Below are 23,567 nucleotides of genomic sequence, written 5' to 3'. Positions count from 1 at the left end.
CATGGCGGAGACGGTGGAGCGCAGTCGAGCGACGCTGTACCGGCATGTGCCCCGCTCGGCGAAGTCGGACACGGAGTGACGAGACCTCGGGAATGATCTCCATGTCCCGATCGTCAGCGCCCCGGCCGGGGGAGTGTTGCCACCGTGGCAACCGTCTGGGTTCGGTGCCGTATTCGGTGCCGCACTTCCCGGCATGGCCCGACAGCGACCGTCACGGACCGACACCCGAAAAAGCCATCTAGCAGGGGAAACGCCGAAACGTGGCAGTTTCCGACAGATTCCGATATGAACCCTGTGGAACTGTAAATCAGACGGCACTGCCTTCAGAGGTTCGAATCCTCTACCCGCCACAACACTTCATACCGACGAGAGACCACCTTCTACCTGCGGTTTCTCTCACACTGGAACATCATCCCCTACTTGGGGCTCGTCCGACAGGGCGCCATGGGTGCCCGATGGGTGCCCGGGCGTTTTTCGAGGTGCCCGGCGCGGTATCAGGGCCGCCGTTGCCTCGGCAGCCGCGCGGGCGACCTCGGGCAGTACCGACGTGTAGATGTCGGAGGTAGTGCTCAGCGTGGCGTGTCCGAGGGTCTCTTGGACGACCTTCATGTCGGTTCCGGCAGCGAGCATGATCGTCGCGGCCGTGTGCCGTGTGCCGTGTGCCGTGTGTCGTGCAGCCGGATCGGCGGCAACCCGGCGGCGGCGGAGAGTACCGCGAACCTGTCGCTGATCCATGACGGCCGGAGCGGCGACCCATCACCCCGGGTGAACACCTTGCCCGAATCGATCCAGGCCTCGCCCAACTCCTGCTTGCGCTCCTCCTGCCGCTTCTGATGCAGCCGGAGAATGTCGACCGTCTCGCCATCAAGCGGGATGACTCGCTTGCCGGCTTCGGTCTTTGGGGCCTTCTCCTCGTACTCCAACCTTTCGGTGCGCTGTCTGACGATCTCGAGGGTGCCGGCGTCGAGTTGAGTCTCAATCCACGGCAATCCAGCCACCTCACCGCGCCGAGGGCCGCGTTTAAGGAACAGATGCCACATCGCTTCGTAGTCGAGAACATGCTCAGCGACATAGTCAAAGAACACACCGACTTGTGCCGGGGTCCACACCATCACCGGACCTGGACGCTGACCCGTCCTGCGCCAGTGCTCCACACGTTCTTTGGTCCAAATGATCGGCCTCGGCCTCGTCACCGACGCCATGTCGTAGTGGGCGGCGGGTTGAATTTCAGCTTCCCCGGGGTCTTGAGGGCGCGGTTGAGGCTGGCCCGCAGGGTTCTCAGTATTGAGTGCTGCGACGAGGGACCCACGGGTCGGCGGTACGGCGGCATCGCGGCCAGTTCCGCCTCGAGTCTCATCCACTCGGCTTTCTTGCGTCCGGTGGGCTTGTTGTGGATCTCCTTCGCTCGGGCGCGGTTGGTCGCACGGTCGGCGTTGTTGGCCTCGATCCTGTCGTTGTCGTCTTGGATCCTGTTGAACATCTCGATCAGGTCGTCGAGATTCAGCCGGTCCAGCCGGATGTGCCCGATCTTCGGATCGATGTATAGCCGTTTGTCCTTCTCATAGCCGTACAGCGTCGAGTAGGCCAGGCGGCCGTTCTTCCATTGGTGGCGCTTCTGCGCTATCCACGTGTGCATCCAGTCGCTGACCGTGCCTTTGTCGTTCAGCGCCTGGCGGCCGGATCGCAGGCAGAAGTGGGCCGGCAAGGTCATAACGGTCCTGCGGGACGCGGCGAAGGCCGTCGACGACGCACACGCGGCCGGTGCCGAGCAACTCGACCCCGACCTGCTCACCGATCTGCGCCAGCGCTACGACAAGGCCGCCGACTGGGGCATCACCACCAACCGGCATCGCGACTGGCACAAAGGCAACCATCCCGGCTACACCCTCGCCCAACGACTCAAGGACAAAGCCGAACAGGTCTGGCTGTTCACCAAAAACTTCAAGATCCCCTGGACGAACAACGCCTCGGAACAGGCACTCCGGAACCCGAAACGGCATCAGGCCGTTTCCGGGTACTGGCGCACCCTCGACACCCTCCGCGACGACCTACGCGTCCGCTCCTACCTCACCAGTACCCGAAACCACGGCATCCGCGCCATCGACGCGATCCACCACGCACTCACCGGCAACCCCTGACTCCCCACCACGAGCACAGCCTGACGCCATCACGCGACATCACCCGTGAATGGACACTCCCGTTGTAGGGTCTCAGTGCACGACATGTTTATCTTTTTTGAACTGGCCCTACGTGTTTGTCTCACGGTGATGCCACTCGAGATCAGCATCATTTTAATTGAATTCGAACATGCTAAACAAAGCCGCGCGGCCTATAGTGGGTTTGCCGGAATGGAGAGATCGGTCGTTCTGTTCCGGTCCCCGAGGCAGCGCATGGGCTGCAGTCGAGCAACGGGGTTGATGGCGGTCGTCCGATGGCGCGGACGAACCCACCACGCAAGGCGGTGAGTCCGGCCTAGGCCTTGAGCAAGCGTGGCGGTTGGGGTGGATAGCTCAATGGCCTTATTCTGCAGGGTTAGCGCTGGCAACGCAGGCCTGCGAGAGAAGGCTTTTGTGGTGAAGAAGGTATCGCATGTCCAGAGTCGACGGGACGCGGCGCGTCCCGGAAATACTGGCCCAGCCGGACGGGGCGACAGTTTCCGTCAAGACGGGGATTTTGTCGAAGACTGGGCCCTTACGGGTCCAGGGAGAGGCTCACGGATTGATTTAAGACCGGGGCGACGAGGACGACCGGCTCTTGATGATAGGCCATTGGGGTGGTTCGTCGAAGGGATCGTAACGAGCACAGCGACTGGGGCGACCTCGTGGTCGATCAGGTCACTGGGGGTCTTTCCGGCTGCGGCGCAGTGGACCGGGGTGAATTGTCGAGAAGGGGCTTGTCAATGGCGCATATCGGTGGACAGCGGGCCGACGAAAACGACAATGATCCCGTCGAGGTGCGGCACTACCAGATTCTGGGCGGTGGTCTGGACGATGCGTTGGGCAGGTTCCCGACGTCCCGCATCCTGTACAGGACAGTCACGGGCGGCGCCATCTTCTGGCAGTACTTTCCGAACGGCATCATCATCTCCACGCCGGAGACCTGCGCGTCGGTGCTGTACGGACCGATTTTCGACTACTGGGATCAAACCGGGGAGTTCGACGGCTACCTTGGCGCGCCGACAACCGACGTACTGCGGATCCCCAGTCCGCCGACCCCGCCCGGTAGCCCGCCACCGCCACCCAATGGCACATATGCGGTGTTCCAGCATGGGGTGCTGTACCTCGGCCCGGATATCAACGCGACCGTCGGTGAACTGAGTCCGCTGTCGCAGGGTTTGGTCGCCTCGGCTGCCGGTATCATGCCAACCGGTGATGGGATAGCTGCCGCGGCGCAGGCGATCGTGCAGGGCTTCGCGGACAACGCGTTAGCAACCAATCAGCATCTTTCGGACAACGTCTCGAGCATCTCGACGCGGGTGTCGTTCAACTCGACGGGTCCGGGTGGCTGCTCCGGTGCCGGCTTCAATGCCGTGGGGCGCTCTCTGCTGCGCTCGCACATCTTCAATGTGCACTTCGACTTCAAGCTGAAGGGCTGCGCCGGAACGTTCGGTGATGCGTCGGCAGACCTGCGCATTGAAGTTCGCCTGTTCGTGGATCCGCCCAACGTTACCGCACGGTTGGTCCATTATTGGATCGATTCCGTAGCCAGCCCGTTCAGCGCGGGCGACCATGATATCCGTGACGGGCTGTCCCAAGCGCTCAACGGCCAGTACGGGCGGGACCTGCTCAATCGGTCGATGCCGAAGGGGCTGACCGTCATCGGAGCAATCGTCGAGGTCAATGGCGACGTCAACCTATATATCGCGCCGCTGTGCGCGGCGACGTCGGTGCTGATGTCGACCCACGATGCCGCGAGTCTGGACTCGCTGGTGCACATGCGGCGGCTTCGCGACGTTCACTTGCGCGAGCAGGACTGGGGTCGCGATCTTGTTCTCGACCAGGAGTTCCTTGGCCCGATTCTTACTGAGGCGCTCCGCGATCAGCGAGACGCGCCCGACTTGCGCCGCAAGCTAGCCCACCTGCTCACCGAAACGTTCACGCCCGGCGCGGAACTCGCGCACCTCGCGGCGATTCTGCAAGCACCCGCCGATCGATTGCGGACGCTGCTGTCGACGCCGGTCGGCGACGATCCGGCCTGGTCGCGTCGGCTGTCCGACCGTGCACTGGCCGTCTTACGCGAGCTGGATGATACGACGCCGTTCGAGGAGGTTGTCCGCGTTGCCAACTCCGTCCTCGACGAAGAAATTCAGCGGGTTCAGCAAAATGATCGCCCTCGGAATTCGAACTCTTGATCGTTTTGTTCTCGGCCCGACGGATCCCGAGCACCGCCAGAGGCGCCGTGCCGCTGTGCGGCAATGCCCGCGAAGCCACTACTGGTTCCTCAACCCGCTCGCCTGGGTAGCGCTCGCCGGGCTGGCCGGCTATCGCCGGTTGGTGCCCGACTCGGCCAAGCCACAATGCCGTTTTATCCCCACCTGCTCGACCTACACCAGCCGGTCCATCATGAAGTACGGCCTCCGCAACGGAATGGCGCGCGGGATGCTTCGCCTCCACCGCTGTATCGGCTTCGGCGGTAGGGGCATCGATGAGCCGTGACCGCGGTCACCGCCCGCTTGTGCAGGGGCGGCCGGCGGCCCATCCCGGCCACACCGCGCTGCAGACCCTCAGCCCTGCGGACGAGGCTTGAACTCCGGGACCAACGGCTCGGCCAGTGCCCACGACTCATCTGCCACCAACCGCAACGACAACTGATCAATCAAAATCCAGATCGTGCGCCTGTCGGTGCTGGGCGACCACGGCGAGCACAGCGAGCACAAGGCCGCGCTCCCGGGCGAGCCGGTCCAGTCGCTCGTCGTCATTCACCTGCAGCGCGCTCGGTCGGCGATGTCTTGCTCGCTGAGGCGGCGGGTCGCGATGCCTGGGTGTGGAGACTCGACCTGGATCATGCCGGGTGCTACCGCGTTGACGTGCACGCCCCGGGCCGCCCACTCGACCCCCGGGTGAGTTGGATGACTCCACATCGCGCTCAGGGAACGCGGTGTACGACAGGAACGAAGCGAAGTCGACGGTCTTGCCCCGCCCTCGTTCGATCACCGTATGGCGGGCCAGCCAGGTGAGGATGCGGGTCTTCCCGATCCCCGGCTCGCCGGAGATCCGCAGGATTTCGGATCCGCCCGCGAGCGCGCCGTCGATGGCACTGGTTACCGCCGGCTTCTCGGCCGCACGGCCCACCAGACGCCCCGTCATCGCCCACCTCCGGGGACGAAGTCGTGAGCCGGGGCAAGCGCGTTTCGACCGAGCCTCAGCCGCCCAGCGCGGCGTTGATCATCGCGCGGCCGACCGGCCCGGCCACCTTGGCGCCCACCGTCGCCAAGTCCAGGTGACCACCTGAGGTGACCACGACCGCCACGGCGATCTGCGGGTTACCGGCCGGGGCGAACGCGACATACCAGCCGTAGGGCTGGACGTTCTTCGGATCCGGCCCGTGTTCGGCAGTGCCGGTCTTGGACGCGATCGGGACGCTCGGGTCCTTGTTCGCCGTGCCGGAGTGGCTTTCCGAGGCGACCATCATGTCGGTCAGCGTGCTCGCCACCCCGGACGAGATCGCGCCCGAGTCGAGTACCTGCGGGCCGAAGTCCTGAATGGACGAACCGTCCGGCGCCCGGATCGACTTGACCAACTGTGGTTTCATTTCCCTGCCGCCGTTGGCGATCGTCGCCGCGATCATGGCGTCCTGCAACGGGGTTTCCTGCACGTCGAGTTGGCCGATCCCGCTCTGGTACAACCCGGGCAGGCCGTTCGGGACGGTCAGGCAGCCACTGGACGTGTTCGGCCCGACACAGGACTGGACCACTCCGAGGGGAACGGACAGGTTGTTGACGCCGAAACCGAACTTCCGTGCCTGCGCGGTCAGCGCGGTGGCGCCGACGCGGCCCGCCAGCGTGGCGAACGCCGTGTTGCAGGAAAAGGCGAGTGCGGTCTTCATGGACACCTGCCCACCCACCGAGTCCGGGCAGGTTTCGCCGTCGAAGTTCTCCAAGGTGGTCGTGGCGCCGGGCAACGTGATCCGCGGGTCGGCCGGCAGGTTCGCGGTGTTTTCGTCGTCCGTGTTGCCCGACAGCGCGGCCGCGGAAACCACCAGCTTGAACGTGGAGCCGGGCGCATAGGCCTGGGCGACGGCCTGGTTGATCAACGGGCTGGTCGGCGAGTCGGGGGCGTAGCTCTGGTAGGCGGCCTGTGCCGCCGCGGTGTCGTGTGTGGACAGTTTGCTCGGGTCGTAGGAGGGCAGGCTGACCATCGCGAGGATCTGCCCGGTGGACGGCTGGATGGCCACGGCGGCCCCGGAGAAACCGTTGCGCACCATGGTGTCGTAGGCGGCCTTCTGGATCTTCGGGTCGATGGTCAGCTGAACCGTGCCACCGGCCTCGCCGCCCTTGGCGAACAAATCGGACAGTCGCCGCAGAACGAGCCGGTCGTCACTCCCGTTGAGAATGGAGTTTTCCGCGTACTCCATGCCGTGCGGGCCGGAAGCCACCATGTCGTAGCCGGTCACCGGCGCGTACAGCGGCCCGTCCGAGTACGAGCGCTGGTACTTCAGCTTGTCGCCGGTCGCCTGAGATGACGCCAGGACGGAGCCGTCGGCGGCCGTGATCAGCCCGCGCGGCAGGGCGTACTGGTCGTACAGGGTGCGCTGGTTCAGTGGGTTGTTCGCGTAGCGGCCGGCGTTGAGCACCTGGACATAGGAGTCGTTGGCCAGCAACAGGACGACCATCACCATCATCACGAGGCTGACGTGGCGCATCGGCTTGTTCACAACGCACGAGGCTAACGCGTGGCGTTGGCCACGCCCGGCCCGAGACGGGGAAACTCCGCGTTACCGTGTCACTCGTGGTTTTCGGGCTGGAACATTCGGCGCGCAGTACACTCGCCGAGCTGACCACGCAGGTCAGCGAAGGTTTGTCGGCGGCTTCGGACATTCCGGGACTTTTGGCGGCAATCGACCAGCACGGGGCCGCGGTGCGTGACATCGTCACTCTTGGTGTCGAGGCGACGGCGTCCGAGGCGGTCGTGCTCGCCGGATACGCACGAGGACTGATCGACCAGGCCAAGGAGTCGGGCTGGCAGTTCACCGCGCCCGCGGACTGGTCGACGGCGGACTGGGTGACCACCCGCCTGTTGAGTATCTGTGCGCTGGCCACCGGCCGGTGACTGTCCGAATTGGCGGGCGCGGGCGCGACGGAAGGCACCTAGTATCGGGGCGTGGACCTGCCCGTGATGCCGCCGGTGAAGCCGATGCTCGCGAAAGCCGTGCATGAGGTGCCGCGCGCGCCGGATCTGCGGTACGAGCCGAAGTGGGACGGCTTCCGCTGCGTCGCCTTCCGCGACGGCGACGAGGTCGAACTCGGTTCCCGCAACGACCGGCCCCTGACCCGCTACTTTCCCGAGCTGATCGATTTGGTCAAGGACGCGCTGCCGCCGCGGTGTGTGGTGGACAGCGAGATCGTGATCGTCACGGAACGCGGCCTCGACTTCGACAGCCTGCAACTGCGGCTCCACCCCGCCGCGTCACGCGTACGCAAGCTCGCGGAGGAGATTCCGGCCAGCCTCGTCGTCTTCGACCTGCTCGCGCTCGATGACCGGGACCTGACGGGCCAGCCCTTCGCCGAGCGGCGCCGTGTGCTCGAAGAAGTCGTCGACACCGAGCTGGCAAGGGTCCATCTCACCCCGCTGACGGGCGATCCGGATGTCGCCCAGGACTGGTTCGACAGGTTCGAGGGCGCCGGATTCGACGGTGTGATGGCCAAGCCCGCGGACGCGCCCTACCAGCAGGACCGGCGCGTGATGTGGAAGGTCAAGCACGAGCGGACCGCCGACTGCGCGGTCGCGGGCTTCCGCTGGCACAAGGACGGCAACGGGGTCGGTTCGCTGTTGCTGGGTCTGTACGACGAGGCCGGCACCCTGCACCATGTCGGCGTGGCCAGCAGCTTCACCGCCGCCCGGCGCCGCGAACTGGTCGACGAGCTGGCGTCGTTGCGGGAGAACGCGCTCGACGGGCATCCCTGGCGGGACTGGACGATCGCCGAGGCACCGGCCGGCCGCATGCCGGGCGTGCAGAGCCGGTGGAACGCGCAGAAGGACCTGTCCTGGGAGCCGTTGCGGGTCGAGCGGGTCGCCGAGGTCAGGTACGAGCACCTGCAGTCCGGGCGGTTCCGGCACGGTACCCGGCTTGTGCGGTTCAGGCTGGACCGCAAGCCCGAGTCGTGCACCTACAGCCAGCTCGAAGAGGTGCCCCCGGCCGAGTTGACGGCCCTGCTCGCCGAGGAGCGGGCCCGCCGATGACCGACGCCATCGCCCTGGACATCGACGGCCGCGAAGTCAAGATCTCCCATCCCGAGAAGGTGTTCTTCGCCAAGCGTGGCGAGACGAAGCTCGATCTCGTCCGCTACTACCAGGCCGTGGCCGAGCCGCTGCTCCGGACGCTGCGGGGGCGCCCGTTGCTGATGGAGCGGTATCCCGAGGGCGCGAGCGGCAAGTCGTGGTTCCAGAAGCGGGTGCCGAAGACGACCCCCTCCTGGGTCACCACCACGGTGGTCGCGACGCCCAACGGCACCACGAGCGACGCGCTGGTCGCGGCGGACCTGGCGCACATCATCTGGGCGGTGAACCTCGGCTGCCTCGGCTTTCACGTCTGGCCCGTCCGGGCGGAGAACCAGGAGATCACCGACGAGCTTCGGATCGACCTGGATCCCTCGCCGGGTGTGGTGTTCTCGCAGGTCCAGGAGGCCGCCACGCTGACCAGGGAACTGCTCGGCGAACTCGGCATCGAATCGAAGCTGAAGACGACCGGTTCCCGGGGGCTGCACATTTACGCCGGCCTGGAACCGGAGTGGGACGGCTACCAGGTCCGGGCCGCCGCCGTGGCGCTGGCTCGCGAACTCGAACGCCGGCACCCGACGTTGATCACCGCGCAGTGGTGGAAGGAGGAGCGCGGCGCCAGGGTGTTCGTCGACTTCAACCAGAACGCGCCACACAAGACCGTGTTCGGGGCGTGGTGCGTGCGGCCGCGCGTCGGCGCGCAGGTGTCGACGCCGATCCACTGGGACGACCTGGCCACTGTCGAACCCGACGAGCTGACGATCGCGACCGTTCCGGCCCACCTGGCCGAGCGCGGCGACCCGTGGGCGGGAGCGCGACCGCAGTCGATCGAACCGCTGCTCGAATGGTCGCGGCGGGACCTGGCCAACGGCCTGATGGACGCGCCCTGGCCGCCGGTCTATCCGAAGCAGCCCAACGAACCGCCACGCGTCGCGCCGAGCCGCGCCAAGAAGGCTTAGCTCACCGGCGTCAGGGGGAGGTGAGGTGGCCGCTTATGGTGCGAAAGTGGTCGGCGGCGGCGAGTTCGGTGCCCGTCGAGGCGGCCGCGTTCGAGCAGCAGACCGTGGTCGCGGCCGTGCCGTGCGTCCTCGCCCGCGACGATGACCACGCCGTCGCCCTCGCGGATGAAGATCCGGCCGGGCGTGCCGCCGTACCGCCCCTGGGACACCGAGGCCCGTACGATCCGCAGCATCTGTCCTTTGTGGAACGTAAGGGCGTTCGGGTAGGGGTCCGACTGGGCGCGGACTACCGCTCGATGTCTTCGGCGGGCGACCTCCAATCGGTCCTGCTCAATGGACCGCTTGTGGAAGAAGCTGGCCTTTGACCGGTCCTGCTGGGTACAGTCGGTATGGCCGGACGGGATCTCCGCCACGGTCTTGTGGAACGGGTCGGTGCCGGTGTCCCGCGGCCCGACCGGCACCGCACGCTGAAGCACGATGTCGCCCGCGTCCAGTTCGGCGTCCATCAGGTGCGCGGTGACGCCGACCTCGCGTTCGCCGTCGAGGGGAGCCCAGGTGAGCGGCGAGAAACCGGCGTAGGCGGGCAGCAGGGAGTCGTGCACGTTGCCGTGCGGCGGGAAATCGAAGATCTCCCGCGGCAGCCAGGTGCGCCGGTTGTTCAACACGATGATGTTCCGGGGCGGCCTCCTCGAAGCAGGTCTTCGGGACGGGGCCGGACCAGTACCGGCATCCCGGGTTCGGCGGCGAGGTCGGCCACCGAGTCCGACCAGATCCGCTCGTAGGCGTGTTCGCTCTTCGGGTGCGTGACCGCGAGCGTCACTTCGTGTTCCGAGTCCAGCAGCGCCCGGCGCCGGATTCGGTGCGGGTGGGAAATTTCACGGGGATCAAGGAACGCGGGAGCGTGTTCGGCGGGGGCCGTCGACGGTGGGCCTGCTCCACACCGCCCCGGCGGTCGCGTTCCTCGGCGAGTTGACCAGCGGCTGGACCGGTCGCGTGTGGCACAGTGGCCGCGCGCTCATCGTGTCGGTGCTGGTCTGGGGCCTGGCGATCACCGGTTCCGGGCTGTCCGGGCAGTTGTGCCTGTTGTGCCTGGCCATTGCCGGTTTCGGCGACACCACGTCGGAAATCCTGCGCCGTGCCTTGCTTCAGCACCACACGCCCGGCCATCTTCAGGGTCACGTCAGCAGCCTGTGGCTGGCCCAGGCCACAAGTGGATCCGCGGTCGGCAACGCGGAGGCCGGTGCCGCCGCGCCTGTCCGGAGCGTCGGAGGCGGTCGTCGGCGACGAACTGATCTGCGTTGTGGGAGTGTGCCTGGTCGCTTACCATGCCCCGGCTACGTAAGGCCAGTCTGGGGGACGAGCATGCCACTCGCTGAGATCAACGGAATCAAAATCAACTACGACGACACCGGTGACGGCGAACCGGTCGTGCTCGTCATGGGTGTCGCCGCCAGCGGGCGCGTCTGGCAGTTGCATCAGGTGCCCGCACTCGTCGCCGCGGGTTTTCGCGCGATCACCTTCGACAACCGCGGAATTTCGTCCGCCGAGCCGGGTTTCACCATTGACGATCTGGTCGCCGACACGGCTGGGCTGATCGAGCACCTCGGGCTCGGTCCGTGCCGCCTGGTGGGGACCTCGATGGGCGCGCAGGTCGTCACCGAACTCATGCTCGCCCGTCCGGAACTCGTCAGCCAGGCCGTGTTGATGGCCACGCGGGGCCGCCCGGACGCGATGCGGTCGGCGATGAGCGCGGCGGAACGAGAACTGCGTGACGGTGGTCTGGAACTGCCCGCGAAATACGAGGCCGTGGTTCGCGCAGTGCAGAATCTCTCGCCCCGCACGCTGAACGACGACAACGCGATCCAGGACTGGCTCGATGTCTTCGAGATGTCCGCCACCGTGTGGACGCCCGGCCTGCGCGCGCAACTTCGGCTTGACATCAGGGAAAGCCGTCTCGACGCCTATCGCGCGATCCGGGTGCCGTGCCTGGTCATCGGGTTCGCCGACGACGTCCGGCTGCCCGCGTATCTCGCGCGGGAAGTCGCCGAGGTGATCCCGTCCGCGCGCTATTTCGAGATCGAAGGGTGTGGTCACTACGGCTATCTGGAGCGCCCGGACGTGGTCAACGACGCACTCGTCACCTTTTTCACGGCTGGACACGCTTAGCCTCGGTGAACAGGACGGCTGGGAGGCTTACGTGACGAACCCCTTCGACGACGACAGCGGACGCTTCTACGCGCTGATCGACGACGAGGGCCAGTACTCACTTTGGCCGACCTTCGCCCAGGTGCCGCCAGGCTGGCGGGTGGTGTTCGGGGAAGACAGCAGACGGGCGTGCCTCGACCACATCGAAGCCAATCCCGCGACATCTGGAGCGTGTGATGCTGAGGCCGCTGCTGAAACGGGAAGATCCACCGGGCCAGACCGATCTGCACTACGTCGGCTCGCTCACCATCGACCGCGAACTGATGGACGCCGCCGGCATCGTCGAGGGCGAAACGGCGCACGTGGTCGACATCGACAACGGCGCCAGACTGGTCACCTACGCGATCACCGGCGGGCCCGGGATCATCGGCGTGAACGGCGCGGTCGCGCATCTGATCCACCCCGGGCATCTCGTGATCATCATGTCGTTCGGCCTGTTCACCGAGGCGGAACGGGCCACACATCGGCCCCGCGTCGTGCATGTCGACGGGCACAACCGGATCGTGGCCTCGGCTCGGACGCGGGCGAACCGGTGCCGGGACCGGATTTGGTCGATGGTTCCCGCGGTGGATGATGTCCTGCCGCTTTCGCCGATGCAGCAGGCATGCTGTTCCACGCACTCTTCGACGAGCGGGACATCTACACCGGCGAACTACGGCTCGACCTCGAAGGGCCGCTGGATGCCGCGCGGCTCAGTTCCGCCGCGGAAGCCCTGCTGCGACGGCACGCCAATCTGCGGGCCGAGTTCCGCACGCTGTCCTCCGGACGTTCCGTGCAGGTCATCCGCCGTGACGTGGAGTTGCCGTGGCGGGAAGTCACATCCGATCCCCCGGCCGAAGAGCGTTTCGACCTCGGCCGTCCACCGCTGGTCCGGTTCACCCTGGTGCGCCTGGGGCCGCGGCGGCACCGCCTGGTGATTTTCTCGCACCACCTCCTGTGGGACGGCCGGTCCGCGCCGATCCTGCTCCACGAACTGTTCGCGCTGTACTCCGGTGAGCGCCTGCCTTTCGTCCGACCGGATCGTGCCTACCTCGACTGGTTGTCCAAACGGGACACTCAGGTGGCGGAACAGGTGTGGCGTGAAGCGCTTTCCGGCCTTGACGGACCGACCCTGCTCGGCCCCACCCGGACCCCGGTCGAGATTCCGTCACCGTTCACCACCCAACGCGACGCCACGGACCTTTCGGCCATGGCACGGGTGCACGGCCTCACCCTGAGCACGGTCATGCGGGGCCTGTGGGCGCTGTTCCTGAGCACGCTTACCGGCCGCACCGACGTCGTCCTCGGCGCCACCGTATCCGGCCGCCCGCCCGGACTCGCCGGGGTGGGAGTCGATGGTCGGGCTGTTCATCAACACGGTTCCGGTGCGGGTCCGGCCGAACTCTTCGTGCGCATGCAGGCGGAGCAATCCGCGTTGCCGGACCACCAGCATCTCGGCCTGGCCGACATCCAGCGGGTATCCGGGCATTCGACGCCGTTCGCCCTGATCGGTCCGGATGTGAGCGTTGACACAACCGAGCGAGCTCCTTAAAGTCGCGACTTGTTCGCTTTGATCACAAAAGGTTCGAAATGCGAACACCGGGACTCGATGGAGAGGCCGATGACCCTGCCCAGCGACATTCCCTCAGTCTCGACCGAATCACGTGCCGGCACCTCGCCGTACCGGTGGCTGTGGGCGGTGCTGCTGCTCGGCTGGATGGTCAGCTACGCCGACCGGACCCTGACCGGGCCGGTGGTGACCTGGATGATCAGCAACCACGTCGGATTCATCGGCGAGGCCAGCGCGCCGAACGCGCTGGGCGGGCTGGTCGGCTCGCTGTTCTTCACCGGCTACATGCTCACGCAGTTCCCCGGTGGGCGGCTCGGCGACCGGTTCGGGCACCGCGAGATGCTCGTCATCTCGCTGCTCTGGGCGGCCGTGCTCACCGCCGTGTCCGGCTTGATCACCGGGCTGATCGCGTTCGTCGCGGCGCGCGTGCTCACCGGCCTCGGCGAGGGCATCTTCTACTCCAACGACCGGACACTGGTCATGACCCACACTCCGCCGAAACGCCGCACACTCGGCCTCGGGGTGGTGATCTCCGGCCTGTCCGTCGGCGCGACCCTTGGTCTGGTTTGTACCGCGCTGCTCATCGGCTGGGGCCAGGATCTCGGCCTCGGGGTGAACTCGTGGCGGGTCCCGTTCATCGTGTTCGCGGCCGGCTCGCTCGTGGTCGCCGCGGTGACCTGGGTGTTTTTCCGGCAACGGCTCGGTGGCCGGCTCAGGATCGGCCCGCCGATCCCGCGCCTGCTGGCGGTTTCGCTGCCCTTGCTGGTCGTGGTGGTCCTGCTGTTCGCCGTCTCCGACGAACTGCGCTGGCCGACCTGGGGCACGGCGATCGGCTCCGGCGTACTGGCGCTGATCGTGATCGGCGTGATCGTGGCGAGGCTGTGGCGGAGCCCGGAACGCTCGGTGCTGCTGAACCGCGACATCGTGATCATCTACATCGCCTTCATCGCGGTCTTGTGGAACCTGTGGTTCTTCAACTACTGGTCGGTCGCGATCGTGCAGGAATCGACCAAGAGCAGCCTGCTCGCGGCCGCGCTCACCGCCGCGTTCAACGCCGGTGCGGGAATCATCGGGTTCCCGGTGGGCGGCTGGCTGGCCGACCGGGCGCTGCGGCGCGGGTACGGACGCAAACCGCTGCTGATCTCGTTCTCGGTGGTCTATTCCCTGCTGGTGTTCGTGTTCGCCTGGCAGACCAGCACCGGACACAAACCGTCCCTGGTGCTGCTGGGGCTGCTGCTGTTCACGTCGGGCCTGTTCTTCAACGCGCTCCAGCCCATCGCCCACGGCATCACCGGCGACATGGTGCCCGACCGGCAGCGCGGATCGGCGTTCGGCATGCTGAACCTGGTCTCGGAGATCGGCGCGGTGGCCAGCCCGGTGGTCAGCGGCGTGCTGCGGGACGCGACCGGCAGCTGGTCGACCGGAACCTGGGTGGCCGGTGGGATCATGTTCGTTTCCGCGCTGATGTACCTGTTCGTCCGCGAGCGGAAACCACAGCTGGCGGCCTGAACTCAGGAACCGAGGTAGCGCAGGACCGCGAGGACTCGGCGGCTGAAGCCGGTGGCGTGCGCGAGCTCCAGCTTGTCGAAGATCGCGTTCACGTGCTTTTCCGCCGCACTCTGCGAAATGTGGAGCTCGGCGCCGATGCTCGGTTGGTGTGCCCCTCGGCCATCTCCGCCACCACCTCGTGTTCCCGCGCGGTCAGCCGGGCGAGCGGGTCGGCGCGGGTGGTCCTGGCGAGCAGCCGCCGGAGCACCTCGGGATCGAAGGCGGCCCCGCCGCCGGCCACCCGTTCCAGCGCGTCGAGGAACTCGCCGACCTGCCTCACCCGGTCCTTCAACAGGTGTCCGACCCGGCCACGGTCACCGGTGATCAGCTCGGTCGCGTAGCGCTTTTCGACGTATTACGACAGCACGAGCACGCCGACCTCCGGCCAGCGCCGCCGGACCTCCAGCGCGGCCCGCAACCCCTCGTCCGTGTGGGTGGGCGGCATCCGGACGTCGGTCACCACGATGTCGGGCTGGTACCGCTCCGTCATGGCGAGCAGGGCGCAGGCGTCGCAGACGGAGGCGACCACGTCGTGGTCCTCCTCGGCGAGCAGCCGGACCAGCCCTTCCCGCAACAGAGTCGAGTCCTGGCGAGGATCACGCGCATGGCAACTCGGCGCTGATCGTGGTGGGAGCGCCCACCGGACTGTCCACTGTGAACACTCCTTCCGCGGTGCTGGCCCGGCGGGCCAGTCCGGACAGGCCGCCGCCCGCGGGCCGCGCTCCACCGGCACCGTCGTCGGTGACCCGCACGAGCGCCTTTTCCGGTCCGGCTTCGACGTCGATGCGAACCCGCTCGCGGCCGCGTGCTTGATCGCGTTGGTCAGGGCTTTTGAGACCACGAGGTAGATCATCGTCCCGGTCGCCGGGTCGAGGCGGCCCGGCAGTTCGCAACGCAGGTCCACCGGCAGGGTAGCGTGCTCGGCAAGCGCTTCCAGCGCGACGGGGAGCCCGCCGTCGTCGAGCGCTGTCGGGTACACCCGCCAGGTGACCTCGCACAGATCCTCCAGCGCCCGCTCGGATTCCTGATGCGCCTGGCGCAGCGGTTCATCGGCTCGGCCCGCGTCCGTTGCACGCCGAGCCCGGCCGAGCAGCATGCCCAGCGCGACCAGCCGTTGCCGCACGCCGTCGTGCAGGTCCCGCTCGGTCCGGCGACGTTCCTGATGCACCGCCTCGAGCACTTCGGCCCGGCTGGTGGCCGGTTCGGACACCCTGCGCTGCAGCAGTTCCTGCTTGCCGGGGCCGATCTTCCGCAGCCTCATCTCGCTGCCCGCGAGCAGCGAACGCATGCCGTTCGGCCGTTTTTGCTGCTGACCGGGCTCGGCAGCCTGATCTGGAACACCGTCTTCGTCGCGGGATACCTGCTCGGCGCGAACTGGCAGGTGGTGAACGACTACGCCGCCTACTTCCAGTATCTGGTCATCGGCGCCGTAGCCGTCGTGGTCATCACCTTCCTCACCCGCCGCTTCCGCGCCCGAGGGACAACTCGCCTGCCGTGAACAGGCGACTGGCCGCGAGTCGCTCGTTCAGGCGGCCTGAGGCACCGTCGTGGTGGCCGGGGTCAAGGCGAGGTCGAGCACCTCGCGCACCTCGGCCACCGGGTGCACCTCCAGCTCGGCCAGGACCTCGGCGGGAACGTCGTCGAGATCCGGCTCGTTGCGTGCCGGGATGATCACCGTCCGCAGGCCCGCCCGGTGCGCGGCCAGCAGCTTCTGCTTCACCCCGCCGATCGGCAGCACCCGCCCGGTCAGCGACACCTCACCGGTCATCGCCACGTTCGTGCGCACCACCCGCCCGGACAGCAGCGACGCCAACGCGGTGGTCATCGTGATCCCGGCCGAGGGTCCGTCCTTGGGCACCGCGCCCGCGGGCACGTGCACGTGGATGCCGCGCTCCTTCAGGTCGCCGACGGGCAGCTCGAGCTCCGCGCCGTGCGAACGCAGGTAGGAAAGCGCTATCTGCGCCGACTCCTTCATCACGTCGCCGAGCTGGCCGGTCAACGCCAGTCCGGCACCACCCGACTCCGGGTCGGCCAGCGACGCCTCGATGTAGAGCACGTCACCACCGGCACCGGTCACCGCCAGACCGGTTGCCACACCGGGAATCGCGGTCCGCCGGGCCGCCGCGGGCAGCAGCGCCTCCGGCAGGTGACGCGGCCTGCCGAGGTAGTCGTCCAGGTCCGCGGCGTCCACCGTCACCGGCAGGGTCGCCTGGCCGAGCGCCACGCGGGTGATGATCTTCCGCAGCACCTTCGCGATGGTGCGGTTGGCGTTGCGCACCCCCGCCTCGCGGGTGTACTCGGCGGCGATCCGGCTCAGCGCCGCGTCGGTCAGTACCACGTCCGACGTCCCGAGCCCGGCCCGGCCCAGCTCACGCGGCAGCAGGTGGTCGCGCCCGATGATCACCTTCTCGTGCTCGGTATAGCCGTCGAGGGTGACCAGTTCCATCCGGTCCAGCAGCGGCCCCGGAATGGTCTCCAGCGCGTTCGCGGTCGCCAGGAACACCACGTCCGACAGGTCGAGTTCGACCTCCAGGTAGTGGTCCCGGAAGGTGTGGTTCTGCTCGGGGTCCAGCACCTCCAGCAGCGCCGCGGTCGGGTCGCCCCGGTAGTCGGCGCCCACCTTGTCCACCTCGTCGAGCAGCACCACCGGGTTCATCGACCCGGCTTCCTTGATCGCGCGAACGATCCGGCCGGGCAAGGCGCCGACGTAGGTGCGCCGGTGCCCGCGAATCTCCGCCTCGTCCCGCACACCACCGAGCGCGACGCGGACGAAGTTGCGCCCCATCGCCTTCGCGACGGACTCGCCCAGCGAGGTCTTACCAACCCCGGGCGGCCCGACCAGCGCCAGAACGGTGCCGGCCCCTCTCCCGCCGCCACCCTCGACGGAGCTCCGCGCAGTCTCGGTTCCGCGCCCATCCACTTCGGTCGCCGCACGCCTCGCCCGGACGGCCAGGTACTCGATGATCCGTTCCTTGACGTCGTCGAGGCCCGCGTGGTCGGCGTCCAGCACGGCCCTGGCCCCGGCGATGTCGTGCACGTCGGTGGTCCGGCTGTTCCATGGGATGTCGAGCACGGTGTCGAGCCAGGTCCGGATCCAGCCGCCCTCCGGGGACTGGTCCGAGGTCCGCTCCAGCTTGTCCACTTCGGACAGCGCCGCCGTGCGCACGTGCTCGGGCAGGCCGGCCTGCCCGACGCGGGCGTGGTAGTCGTCCTTGTCGGCGCTGCCGTCCAGCTCGCCGAGCTCCTTGCGGATCGCTTCGAGCTGGCGCCGCAGCAGGAATTCCTTCTGCTGCTTCTCCATGCCCTCCGCGACGTCCTTGTTGATGGTGTCGGTGACCTCCTGCTCGGCCTGGTGCGCGCGGCTCCATTCGAGCGCGCGCTCCAGCCGGGCCGAGACGTCGGCCGTCCGCAGCAGCTCCAGCTTCTGCGCCACGGTCAGGTACGGCGCGTTGCCCGCGAGGTCCGCGATCGCCGATGGGTCCTCGAGCTCGCGCACGGCGTCGGTCATCTGCTCGCCACCGCGCTGCCGCAGCAGCGAGATCACCAGCTCCTTGTACTCCGCGGCCCGCGCGGCGGAGGCGTCGTCGGTAACGTCCGGAACGTCGTGTGCACGGATCCACCTGGCCGCGCCGGGACCCTCGCCGGTCTCGCCGACCCGGGCACGGCGCGTGCCGCGCAGCAGGACGGCCGCCTTGCCGCCAGGCACCCGCCCGATCCGCTCGATGGTCGCGACCGTGCCCAACTCGGCCGGCGCGCCGGAAACTCTCGGCACGATCAGCACTTCGGCGTTGCTCGTGGACCTGATGCCGGGGAGCGCGGGAGCCTTCGCCTGCGCGGACTCGACGGCGGCGCGGATCTCGGCATCGCTGAGGTCCAGCGGAACGATCATGCCGGGCAGTACGACGTCGTCGTCCAGGGGCAGCAAGGGGAGCAGCCGGTATTCGGTCATCACTTGCTCCTTCAAGTTGAGTCTGTCTCACTCAACCTTGCGGAGCGTTGGTTTGTTTCCGCTGGTCGTTCGCCTACAGCGGACAGCGGTCAGGCACACTCAGCCCTTCTTGGCCACGCCGACCCACCCGAAGGGCGCGGCCAACTCGTTGCGCGGGTCCATCTGCTCCTCGACCCGCCACTTCGCGATGTGCACGATGCCGGGTTCGACCAGCCGCCAGTCCCCGAACCACTTCTTGATCTCGGCGGAGCTCCTGAGCCACATCGGGTTGCTGGTGTCCCGATAGGCGGCGACGAACCGCTGCATCTGCCCGGCACGCTCCGCGGGCAGGTTTTCGTCGGTCCCATGGGAGATGGCGAGCCAGCTGCCGGGAGCCAGCTTGCGCTGGTAGCGCCGCACGATCCTGCCCGGCTGGTCGTCGTCGCCGAAGAAGTGCAGCACCGCGATCATGAGCAGGCACACCGGCCGGGTGAAATCGATCAGCTCACGGGTGGCCGGGTCCTCGACGACCTTGTCCGTGTCGCGCAGGTCCGCTTGGACGAGGGTGGCCCAGTCCGTGGCCCCGTCCTGTTCCAGGAGCACCTTCGCGTGCGCCGCGGCGACGGGTTCATAGTCGACGTAGACGACCGAGGCCCGTTCCCCCTCGGGCAGGTGCTCGCGGACGACTTCGTGCACGTTTCCGACGGTCGGCACCCCGGAGCCGAGGTCGAGGAACTGGCGGACCCCGGCATCGAGCGCGGCGCGCACGATCCGGTTCATGGTCCGGCGGTTCTGCTGCGCCAGGACCTTGGCGTGCGGGAGCAGTTCGACGACCTTCTTGCCGAACTCGCGGTCCACCGCCCAGTTGTTCGTGCCACCCAGGTACCAGTCGTATATCCGGGCGGCGGAGGGCTTCTCGACGTCCACGCCGGCCGGTGGGGGTGGCGCGGAGTCCTGACCGTCAGTCACGTCATAGTTTTACCGTATGGCGGGGCGCCTCTGCCAGTGGGTCCACAGCGGGCGATAACCCTGGGAATACCAGAACGGCGTTGAACGCGGGTTGGCCAGCGCGTGGTGCAGGAGCACGACCTCCATCCCGGCTTCGTCGAACAACTGGTGTGCGTGGGCGGCCAGCGCCGAGCCGACGCCGGAGGATCGCGCGGCCTCGGCGACGTGGAGCGAGGACAGGTAACCGACGCGCTGGGCGCGGACGTACTGCCGCGCCCAGCCGGAGTCGGGCGGCACCTGGATCTGCAGCAGGCCGAGCGGTTGGCCGTACAGTTCGGCGATCCAGAGCGCCGGGCTGCTGCTCGCGATCTGCTTGGCGACGTCCGCGGCGAAGAGTTCGCGTGCGCTTTCGCGTAGCGTCGCTCCACCGAATTCGGCGTCGTATCGCAGAAGTTCGGTGTGCAGCCCGACCGCGGTGTCGAGGTCGGCTTGCTCCGCGGGCCGGATGCGAACTCCGGGTTCGGCGGCCGGTCCCGGCGCGGCGAGCCGGTCCGCGGGTCGCACGGCGAGCACGCGCACCGGGGCGAAGCCGTGGCGGAGGAGTTCCGCGGAGCCGATCGGGTCCCGGCTGGGCCGGATCACCACGGCCGCGGTGTCCCAGTCACCGGGAGCGGCGACCTTCGCGAGGTGTTCGTCCCATCGTGTGAGCAAATCGGCGAACACTTCACCAGACTGTGATCCGGCGAGTCGTACGGTCAGGCGGTGCTCGACGAGCGCTCGCCACAGAGAGTCACTGAGCTTGGGGGCGACCTCGGTTCTGGCGGACACTCCGCTCGCTCCGGAATCGCCTTTCACGACTTCGAAGACCGGGGCGTCGCCGGTGCTGCCGGCGTCGTCAAGGGCTTCTGACAAGGGCAGTAAGGGGTCGGCGGCGGCCAGTCGGGCCGCGTGTTCCGACGCGATGTCCGCGGTATTCATGTCGGTATTGAAGACCCCCGGCTATCCGCGAAGAGCAGCGGGGTCGGTTACCGGTAGCGATCACAAATAAATACGAATAGAGCTCCAGTTTCACTTGGCGGTCGCCGCAGGTCACGATAGTTGGCACGCTGTTCACTATCCGGTGATGGGATGGCGGCGGGAAAGAGGCCGAAGTACGTCCTCCGGGGTACAGTGATGCCCTCATTCGCGCGGAGATCAGAATCGGGCGGGTGATCGGGTGAGGGTGCGCACCTGAGGGCGAAGGGCGGGAAGGAGGTTGCATGCCGGACACAGGTGGCAGTATTGACACTCCCATTCCGGCGGCAGCCCAGAACACCGGTACCGGACAGCGGTCCACCGGTCGGGCGGACGCCGACGAGCGGCGATTCCGGGTCTACACCATGGCGGTGCTCACCTTCGGGGTGAGCGCAGCGGTGGCGGTTTCCCTGCTGTGGCTGCCGTTCCACGGCACGACGAGCCTCTGGTGGATCGGACCGGTGCTCGCGCTGTCCTTCCTGCTCGCCGAGCAGCTGGGCATCAACGTGGACGTCCGCAGCGGCATCTCCTGGACGATTTCGTTCACCGAAATCCCGCTCGTCATCGGGTTCTTCGTGGTGCCGTTCGAGGTGGTGCTGGCCGCTCACCTCGTCGCCGGGATCAGCACTTTGGTGGTAAGGCGGGTTTCCGGCCGCGTGCTCTACAACGCGGGCGCCTTCCTGCTGGAGATCACCAGCGCGTTCGCCGTCGCCGGTCTGGTCCAGCGCGTCATGGGCAGCACCACCATGACCTGGCCGGCCGCGCTCGCCGGCACGCTGACCGCGCCGCTGGCGAGCACGTTGCTCGCGCTGGCCGCGGTCCGGGTGCTGCGCCGCCGGATGCGCGTCGGCACCGCGCTGCGGCTGACCGGCCGGATCCTCGTCGTCGGGTTCGTCAACGCTTCCGTGGGGTTGTGCGGGTATCTGGTGATCGCCGGGGCCACCAACGCGTGGCCCCTCGTGCTGGCGGTGTTCCTCGGACTTTCCGCGCTGTACTGGGCTTATTCGGACCTTCTCCGCGAACAGCGCGACATGGAAGCGCTTTCGGACGTGAGCCTGATGGTCGCGCGGTCCGGTCACCAGGCCGCCGCCCGCCCGGCCACCCGCGCCGACGACCTGTCCGGCGGGGTGAACATCAGCGAATGGGCGACCATCGCGGAACGGATCAAGGACCAGCTGTCCGCGGCCAGAATCGTGCTCCGGATCCGGCTCGAGCCGACCGCGGCCATGCGGACCGTGGTCGCCGGGGAACCGCTGCCAGGCCCCGAGGACCTCGGTGAGGACCCGCTGGTGCGGCTGCCCGGCTCCCACGTCCGGCACTTCCGGGTCACCGAGGTGAACTCCGACGTCGCCGCCGCGCTGCTCGACCGGGGCGCCCAGGAGGCGCTGGTCGTTCCGCTGCGCAGCGCCAACCAGCTTCTCGGCGTCGTCGAGGCACATGACCGGTTGTCGCGCTGGCGCGGCTTCGGCAAGTACGACGTGCAACTGCTCGGCACCATGGCCAGCCACCTGGCGACCGCGCTGGACAACCGCCGCCTGCTCGCCACCCTGCGGCACGACGCCTACCACGACCCGCTGACCGGCCTGCTCAACCGCCCGGGCTTCCGGCAGGTGATCCGCGAACCGGTGCGCGACCGGACGGACGTGGCGGTGCTGCGGATCGACCTGGACGTCTTCTCCACGGTCAGCGACGCGCTCGGCTACGTGTGGGCGGACCGGCTGGTGATCGCCGCGGGCAGGCGGATCCGGGACGCGCTCGGGGCCGACGTGCCGTTGGCGCGGCTGGAGGGTTCGTCGTTCGCCGCGCTGCTTGTCGGCTCAAAGGGCGCCGAGGTGCACCGGGCGGCGGAGGTGCTGCGCGCCCAGCTGTCCGAGCCCTACCCGGTCGACCGGCTCACCGTCGAGGCCAACGCGATGGTCGGCTACGCGATGCCGATCGATGAGGACCCGGGCGAGGCCACCGACGTGGACTCGTTGCTGCAACACGCGGACGTGGCGGTACGGGCCACCCGCGGCGGCGAGGAGGTCCGCGCCTACGTGCCCAGCATGGGCCAGATCTTCCTGCGGCGTTTCCAGATGGTCACCCAGTTCCGGCAGGCCATCGAGGAGGGCCAGGTCAGTGTCCACTACCAGCCCAAGATCTCGCTGCCCAGCAAGCAGGTGCTCGGGGTCGAGGCGCTGATGCGCTGGCAGCATCCCGAGTTCGGCAGGCTCGACCCGGACGAGTTCGTGCCCGCGGTCGAGGCGGCCGGGCTGATCGGCGTGCTGACCGGATTCGTGCTGGAGCAGTCGCTGATCCGCATCCGCAAGTGGCTGGACGAGGGGCTGCGGCTGTCGGTCGCGGTGAACGTGCAGGTGCGTAGCCTGGCCGACCAGGACTTCCCGGGCAGGGTGGCCGAGGCGCTGCGGCGGTTCGACGTGCCGTCCGAGCTGTTGACCTTCGAGCTCACCGAGTCCGGGGTGATGGCGGACCCGGAGAAGGCGCTGCCGATCCTGCGGGAGCTGCACGCGCTGGGCATCGTGCTCGCGGTCGACGACTTCGGCACCGGCTACTCGTCCCTGGCCTACCTACGGCAGCTGCCGGTGGACGAGGTCAAGATCGACAAGAGCTTCGTGCTCGGCATGGGCACCGACCTCGGCGACCTCGCGGTGGTGCGGTCGATCGTCGAGCTCGGGCACTCGCTCGGGCTGACCGTGGTCGCCGAGGGGGTCGAGGAGGACATCGCGCGGGACCAGCTGGAGGCCATGGGCTGCGACGTGGCGCAGGGCTACCTGATCTCCCGGCCGCTGGCGGAGGACCGCCTGGAGACCTGGCTGCAGGCACGAACGGCCAGGTCGCCGGGCCGGCAGGCGGACATGGTGCTGACCCTCCTGACCTGAACCGTGGTGCGGAGCGCCTCCGTCGAAGCCTCCGGCCGAGCGGAGGTCTGACACCTACCCCGGTGCGCGCAGCCCTGGGAGGCTTGTGTAATCTTTCGGAGG

General features: G+C 67.8%; 19 protein-coding genes and 5 pseudogenes. 13 read left to right on the top strand and 11 right to left on the bottom strand.

The features are described from left to right. Positions 1-396: 396 nt before the first annotated feature. Both VJT49_RS32225 and VJT49_RS32220 read right to left on the bottom strand, forming a co-directional pair. On the bottom strand, positions 397-735 hold the full coding sequence (locus VJT49_RS32225; protein WP_324168748.1) for a tyrosine-type recombinase/integrase: 339 nt from the start codon (positions 733-735) through the stop codon (positions 397-399). A gap of 454 nt (positions 736-1,189) precedes the next feature. Next, on the bottom strand, positions 1,190-1,705 hold the full coding sequence (locus tag VJT49_RS32220) for a hypothetical protein (protein ID WP_324168747.1): 516 nt from the start codon (positions 1,703-1,705) through the stop codon (positions 1,190-1,192). Here VJT49_RS32220 and VJT49_RS32215 point away from each other — a divergent pair. From VJT49_RS32215 to yidD, 3 genes are all read left to right on the top strand, one after another. After that, positions 1,650-2,138, top strand: a complete 489-nt coding sequence (locus VJT49_RS32215) for a hypothetical protein (RefSeq protein WP_324168746.1) — start codon at positions 1,650-1,652, stop codon at positions 2,136-2,138. The genes VJT49_RS32220 and VJT49_RS32215 overlap by 56 nt on opposite strands. Positions 2,139-2,899: 761 nt before the next feature. Beyond that, entirely contained in the window at positions 2,900-4,351 is a 1,452-nt protein-coding gene (locus VJT49_RS32210; RefSeq protein ID WP_324168745.1) for a hypothetical protein, read from the top strand. Continuing rightward, positions 4,323-4,655: a membrane protein insertion efficiency factor YidD gene (yidD, locus tag VJT49_RS32205; protein ID WP_324168744.1), complete on the top strand. Its 333-nt coding sequence runs from the start codon at positions 4,323-4,325 to the stop codon at positions 4,653-4,655. The genes VJT49_RS32210 and yidD overlap by 29 nt, the downstream gene beginning before the upstream one ends. A 156-nt stretch (positions 4,656-4,811) precedes the next feature. Here yidD and VJT49_RS32195 read toward each other — a convergent pair whose 3' ends face one another. Next, entirely contained in the window at positions 4,812-5,291 is a 480-nt protein-coding gene (locus VJT49_RS32195; protein WP_324168743.1) for an ATP-binding protein, read from the bottom strand. Positions 5,292-5,361: 70 nt separating this feature from the next. Then, on the bottom strand, positions 5,362-6,873 hold the full coding sequence (locus VJT49_RS32190) for a penicillin-binding protein 2 (RefSeq protein ID WP_324168742.1): 1,512 nt from the start codon (positions 6,871-6,873) through the stop codon (positions 5,362-5,364). Between the two features lie 74 nt (positions 6,874-6,947). Here VJT49_RS32190 and VJT49_RS32185 point away from each other — a divergent pair, with 74 nt between their 5' ends. The 3 genes from VJT49_RS32185 to ligD are packed head-to-tail and all read left to right on the top strand — an operon-like array spanning position 6,948 to position 9,394. Next, positions 6,948-7,268 (top strand): DUF6401 family natural product biosynthesis protein, encoded by a 321-nt coding sequence (locus VJT49_RS32185; protein ID WP_324168741.1) that lies wholly within the window; start codon positions 6,948-6,950, stop codon positions 7,266-7,268. Positions 7,269-7,319: 51 nt separating this feature from the next. Next, positions 7,320-8,399: an ATP-dependent DNA ligase gene (locus VJT49_RS32180; protein WP_324168740.1), complete on the top strand. Its 1,080-nt coding sequence runs from the start codon at positions 7,320-7,322 to the stop codon at positions 8,397-8,399. After that, entirely contained in the window at positions 8,396-9,394 is a 999-nt protein-coding gene (ligD, locus tag VJT49_RS32175; protein WP_324168739.1) for a non-homologous end-joining DNA ligase, read from the top strand. The genes VJT49_RS32180 and ligD overlap by 4 nt, the downstream gene beginning before the upstream one ends. 10 nt (positions 9,395-9,404) lie before the next feature. Here the strand turns inward: ligD and VJT49_RS32170 are convergent. Next, a pseudogene (locus VJT49_RS32170) lies at positions 9,405-10,268 on the bottom strand (methionyl-tRNA formyltransferase). Between the two features lie 488 nt (positions 10,269-10,756). On the opposite strand from VJT49_RS32170, the gene VJT49_RS32165 reads away from it, so the two are divergent. From VJT49_RS32165 to VJT49_RS32145, 5 genes and pseudogenes are all read left to right on the top strand, one after another. After that, entirely contained in the window at positions 10,757-11,560 is an 804-nt protein-coding gene (locus VJT49_RS32165; RefSeq protein ID WP_324168749.1) for an alpha/beta hydrolase, read from the top strand. A 31-nt stretch (positions 11,561-11,591) separates the two neighbouring features. Continuing rightward, positions 11,592-11,753 (top strand): annotated as a pseudogene (locus VJT49_RS32160) (MbtH family protein); the annotation flags it as partial. A gap of 22 nt (positions 11,754-11,775) precedes the next feature. After that, positions 11,776-12,042 (top strand): annotated as a pseudogene (locus VJT49_RS32155) (aspartate 1-decarboxylase); the annotation flags it as partial. Between the two features lie 161 nt (positions 12,043-12,203). Further along, the gene (locus VJT49_RS32150; protein WP_324168738.1) at positions 12,204-13,130 is read left to right on the top strand and encodes a condensation domain-containing protein; all 927 of its coding nucleotides are present in this window, start codon (positions 12,204-12,206) and stop codon (positions 13,128-13,130) included. Between the two features lie 69 nt (positions 13,131-13,199). Continuing rightward, positions 13,200-14,657 carry an MFS transporter gene (locus VJT49_RS32145; protein ID WP_324168737.1) on the top strand — a complete coding sequence of 486 codons (1,458 nt, stop codon included), beginning with the start codon at positions 13,200-13,202 and terminating at the stop codon, positions 14,655-14,657. A 2-nt stretch (positions 14,658-14,659) separates the two neighbouring features. Here the strand turns inward: VJT49_RS32145 and VJT49_RS32140 are convergent. The 3 genes and pseudogenes from VJT49_RS32140 to VJT49_RS32130 all read right to left on the bottom strand — a co-directional run. Next, a pseudogene (locus VJT49_RS32140) lies at positions 14,660-15,302 on the bottom strand (response regulator). Next, entirely contained in the window at positions 15,293-15,448 is a 156-nt protein-coding gene (locus VJT49_RS32135; protein WP_324168736.1) for a hypothetical protein, read from the bottom strand. The pseudogene VJT49_RS32140 and the gene VJT49_RS32135 overlap by 10 nt, the downstream one beginning before the upstream one ends. A 272-nt stretch (positions 15,449-15,720) precedes the next feature. Next, positions 15,721-15,957, bottom strand: a pseudogene (locus VJT49_RS32130) (histidine kinase); the annotation flags it as partial. A 42-nt stretch (positions 15,958-15,999) separates the two neighbouring features. Here VJT49_RS32130 and VJT49_RS32125 point away from each other — a divergent pair. Further along, complete coding sequence (locus tag VJT49_RS32125; RefSeq protein ID WP_414636133.1) at positions 16,000-16,194, top strand: hypothetical protein; 195 nt, start codon at positions 16,000-16,002, stop codon at positions 16,192-16,194. Positions 16,195-16,221: 27 nt separating this feature from the next. Here the strand turns inward: VJT49_RS32125 and lon are convergent, their stop codons facing one another. From lon to VJT49_RS32110, 3 genes are all read right to left on the bottom strand, one after another. Beyond that, on the bottom strand, positions 16,222-18,645 hold the full coding sequence (lon, locus tag VJT49_RS32120) for an endopeptidase La (RefSeq protein ID WP_324168735.1): 2,424 nt from the start codon (positions 18,643-18,645) through the stop codon (positions 16,222-16,224). Between the two features lie 99 nt (positions 18,646-18,744). After that, positions 18,745-19,593, bottom strand: coding sequence for an SAM-dependent methyltransferase (locus VJT49_RS32115; RefSeq protein WP_324168734.1), 849 nt, complete (start codon positions 19,591-19,593; stop codon positions 18,745-18,747). A gap of 9 nt (positions 19,594-19,602) precedes the next feature. Beyond that, positions 19,603-20,550, bottom strand: a complete 948-nt coding sequence (locus tag VJT49_RS32110) for a GNAT family N-acetyltransferase (RefSeq protein WP_324168733.1) — start codon at positions 20,548-20,550, stop codon at positions 19,603-19,605. Between the two features lie 281 nt (positions 20,551-20,831). On the opposite strand from VJT49_RS32110, the gene VJT49_RS32105 reads away from it, so the two are divergent. Next, positions 20,832-23,465, top strand: coding sequence for a putative bifunctional diguanylate cyclase/phosphodiesterase (locus tag VJT49_RS32105; RefSeq protein ID WP_324168732.1), 2,634 nt, complete (start codon positions 20,832-20,834; stop codon positions 23,463-23,465). Positions 23,466-23,567: the final 102 nt, after the last annotated feature.

The organism is Amycolatopsis sp., from assembly GCF_035276945.1.
Lineage (GTDB): Bacteria > Actinomycetota > Actinomycetes > Mycobacteriales > Pseudonocardiaceae > Amycolatopsis_E.
The sequence above is the reverse complement of the archived record's forward strand: the minus strand, read 5'-3'. Positions and strand labels throughout refer to the sequence as shown.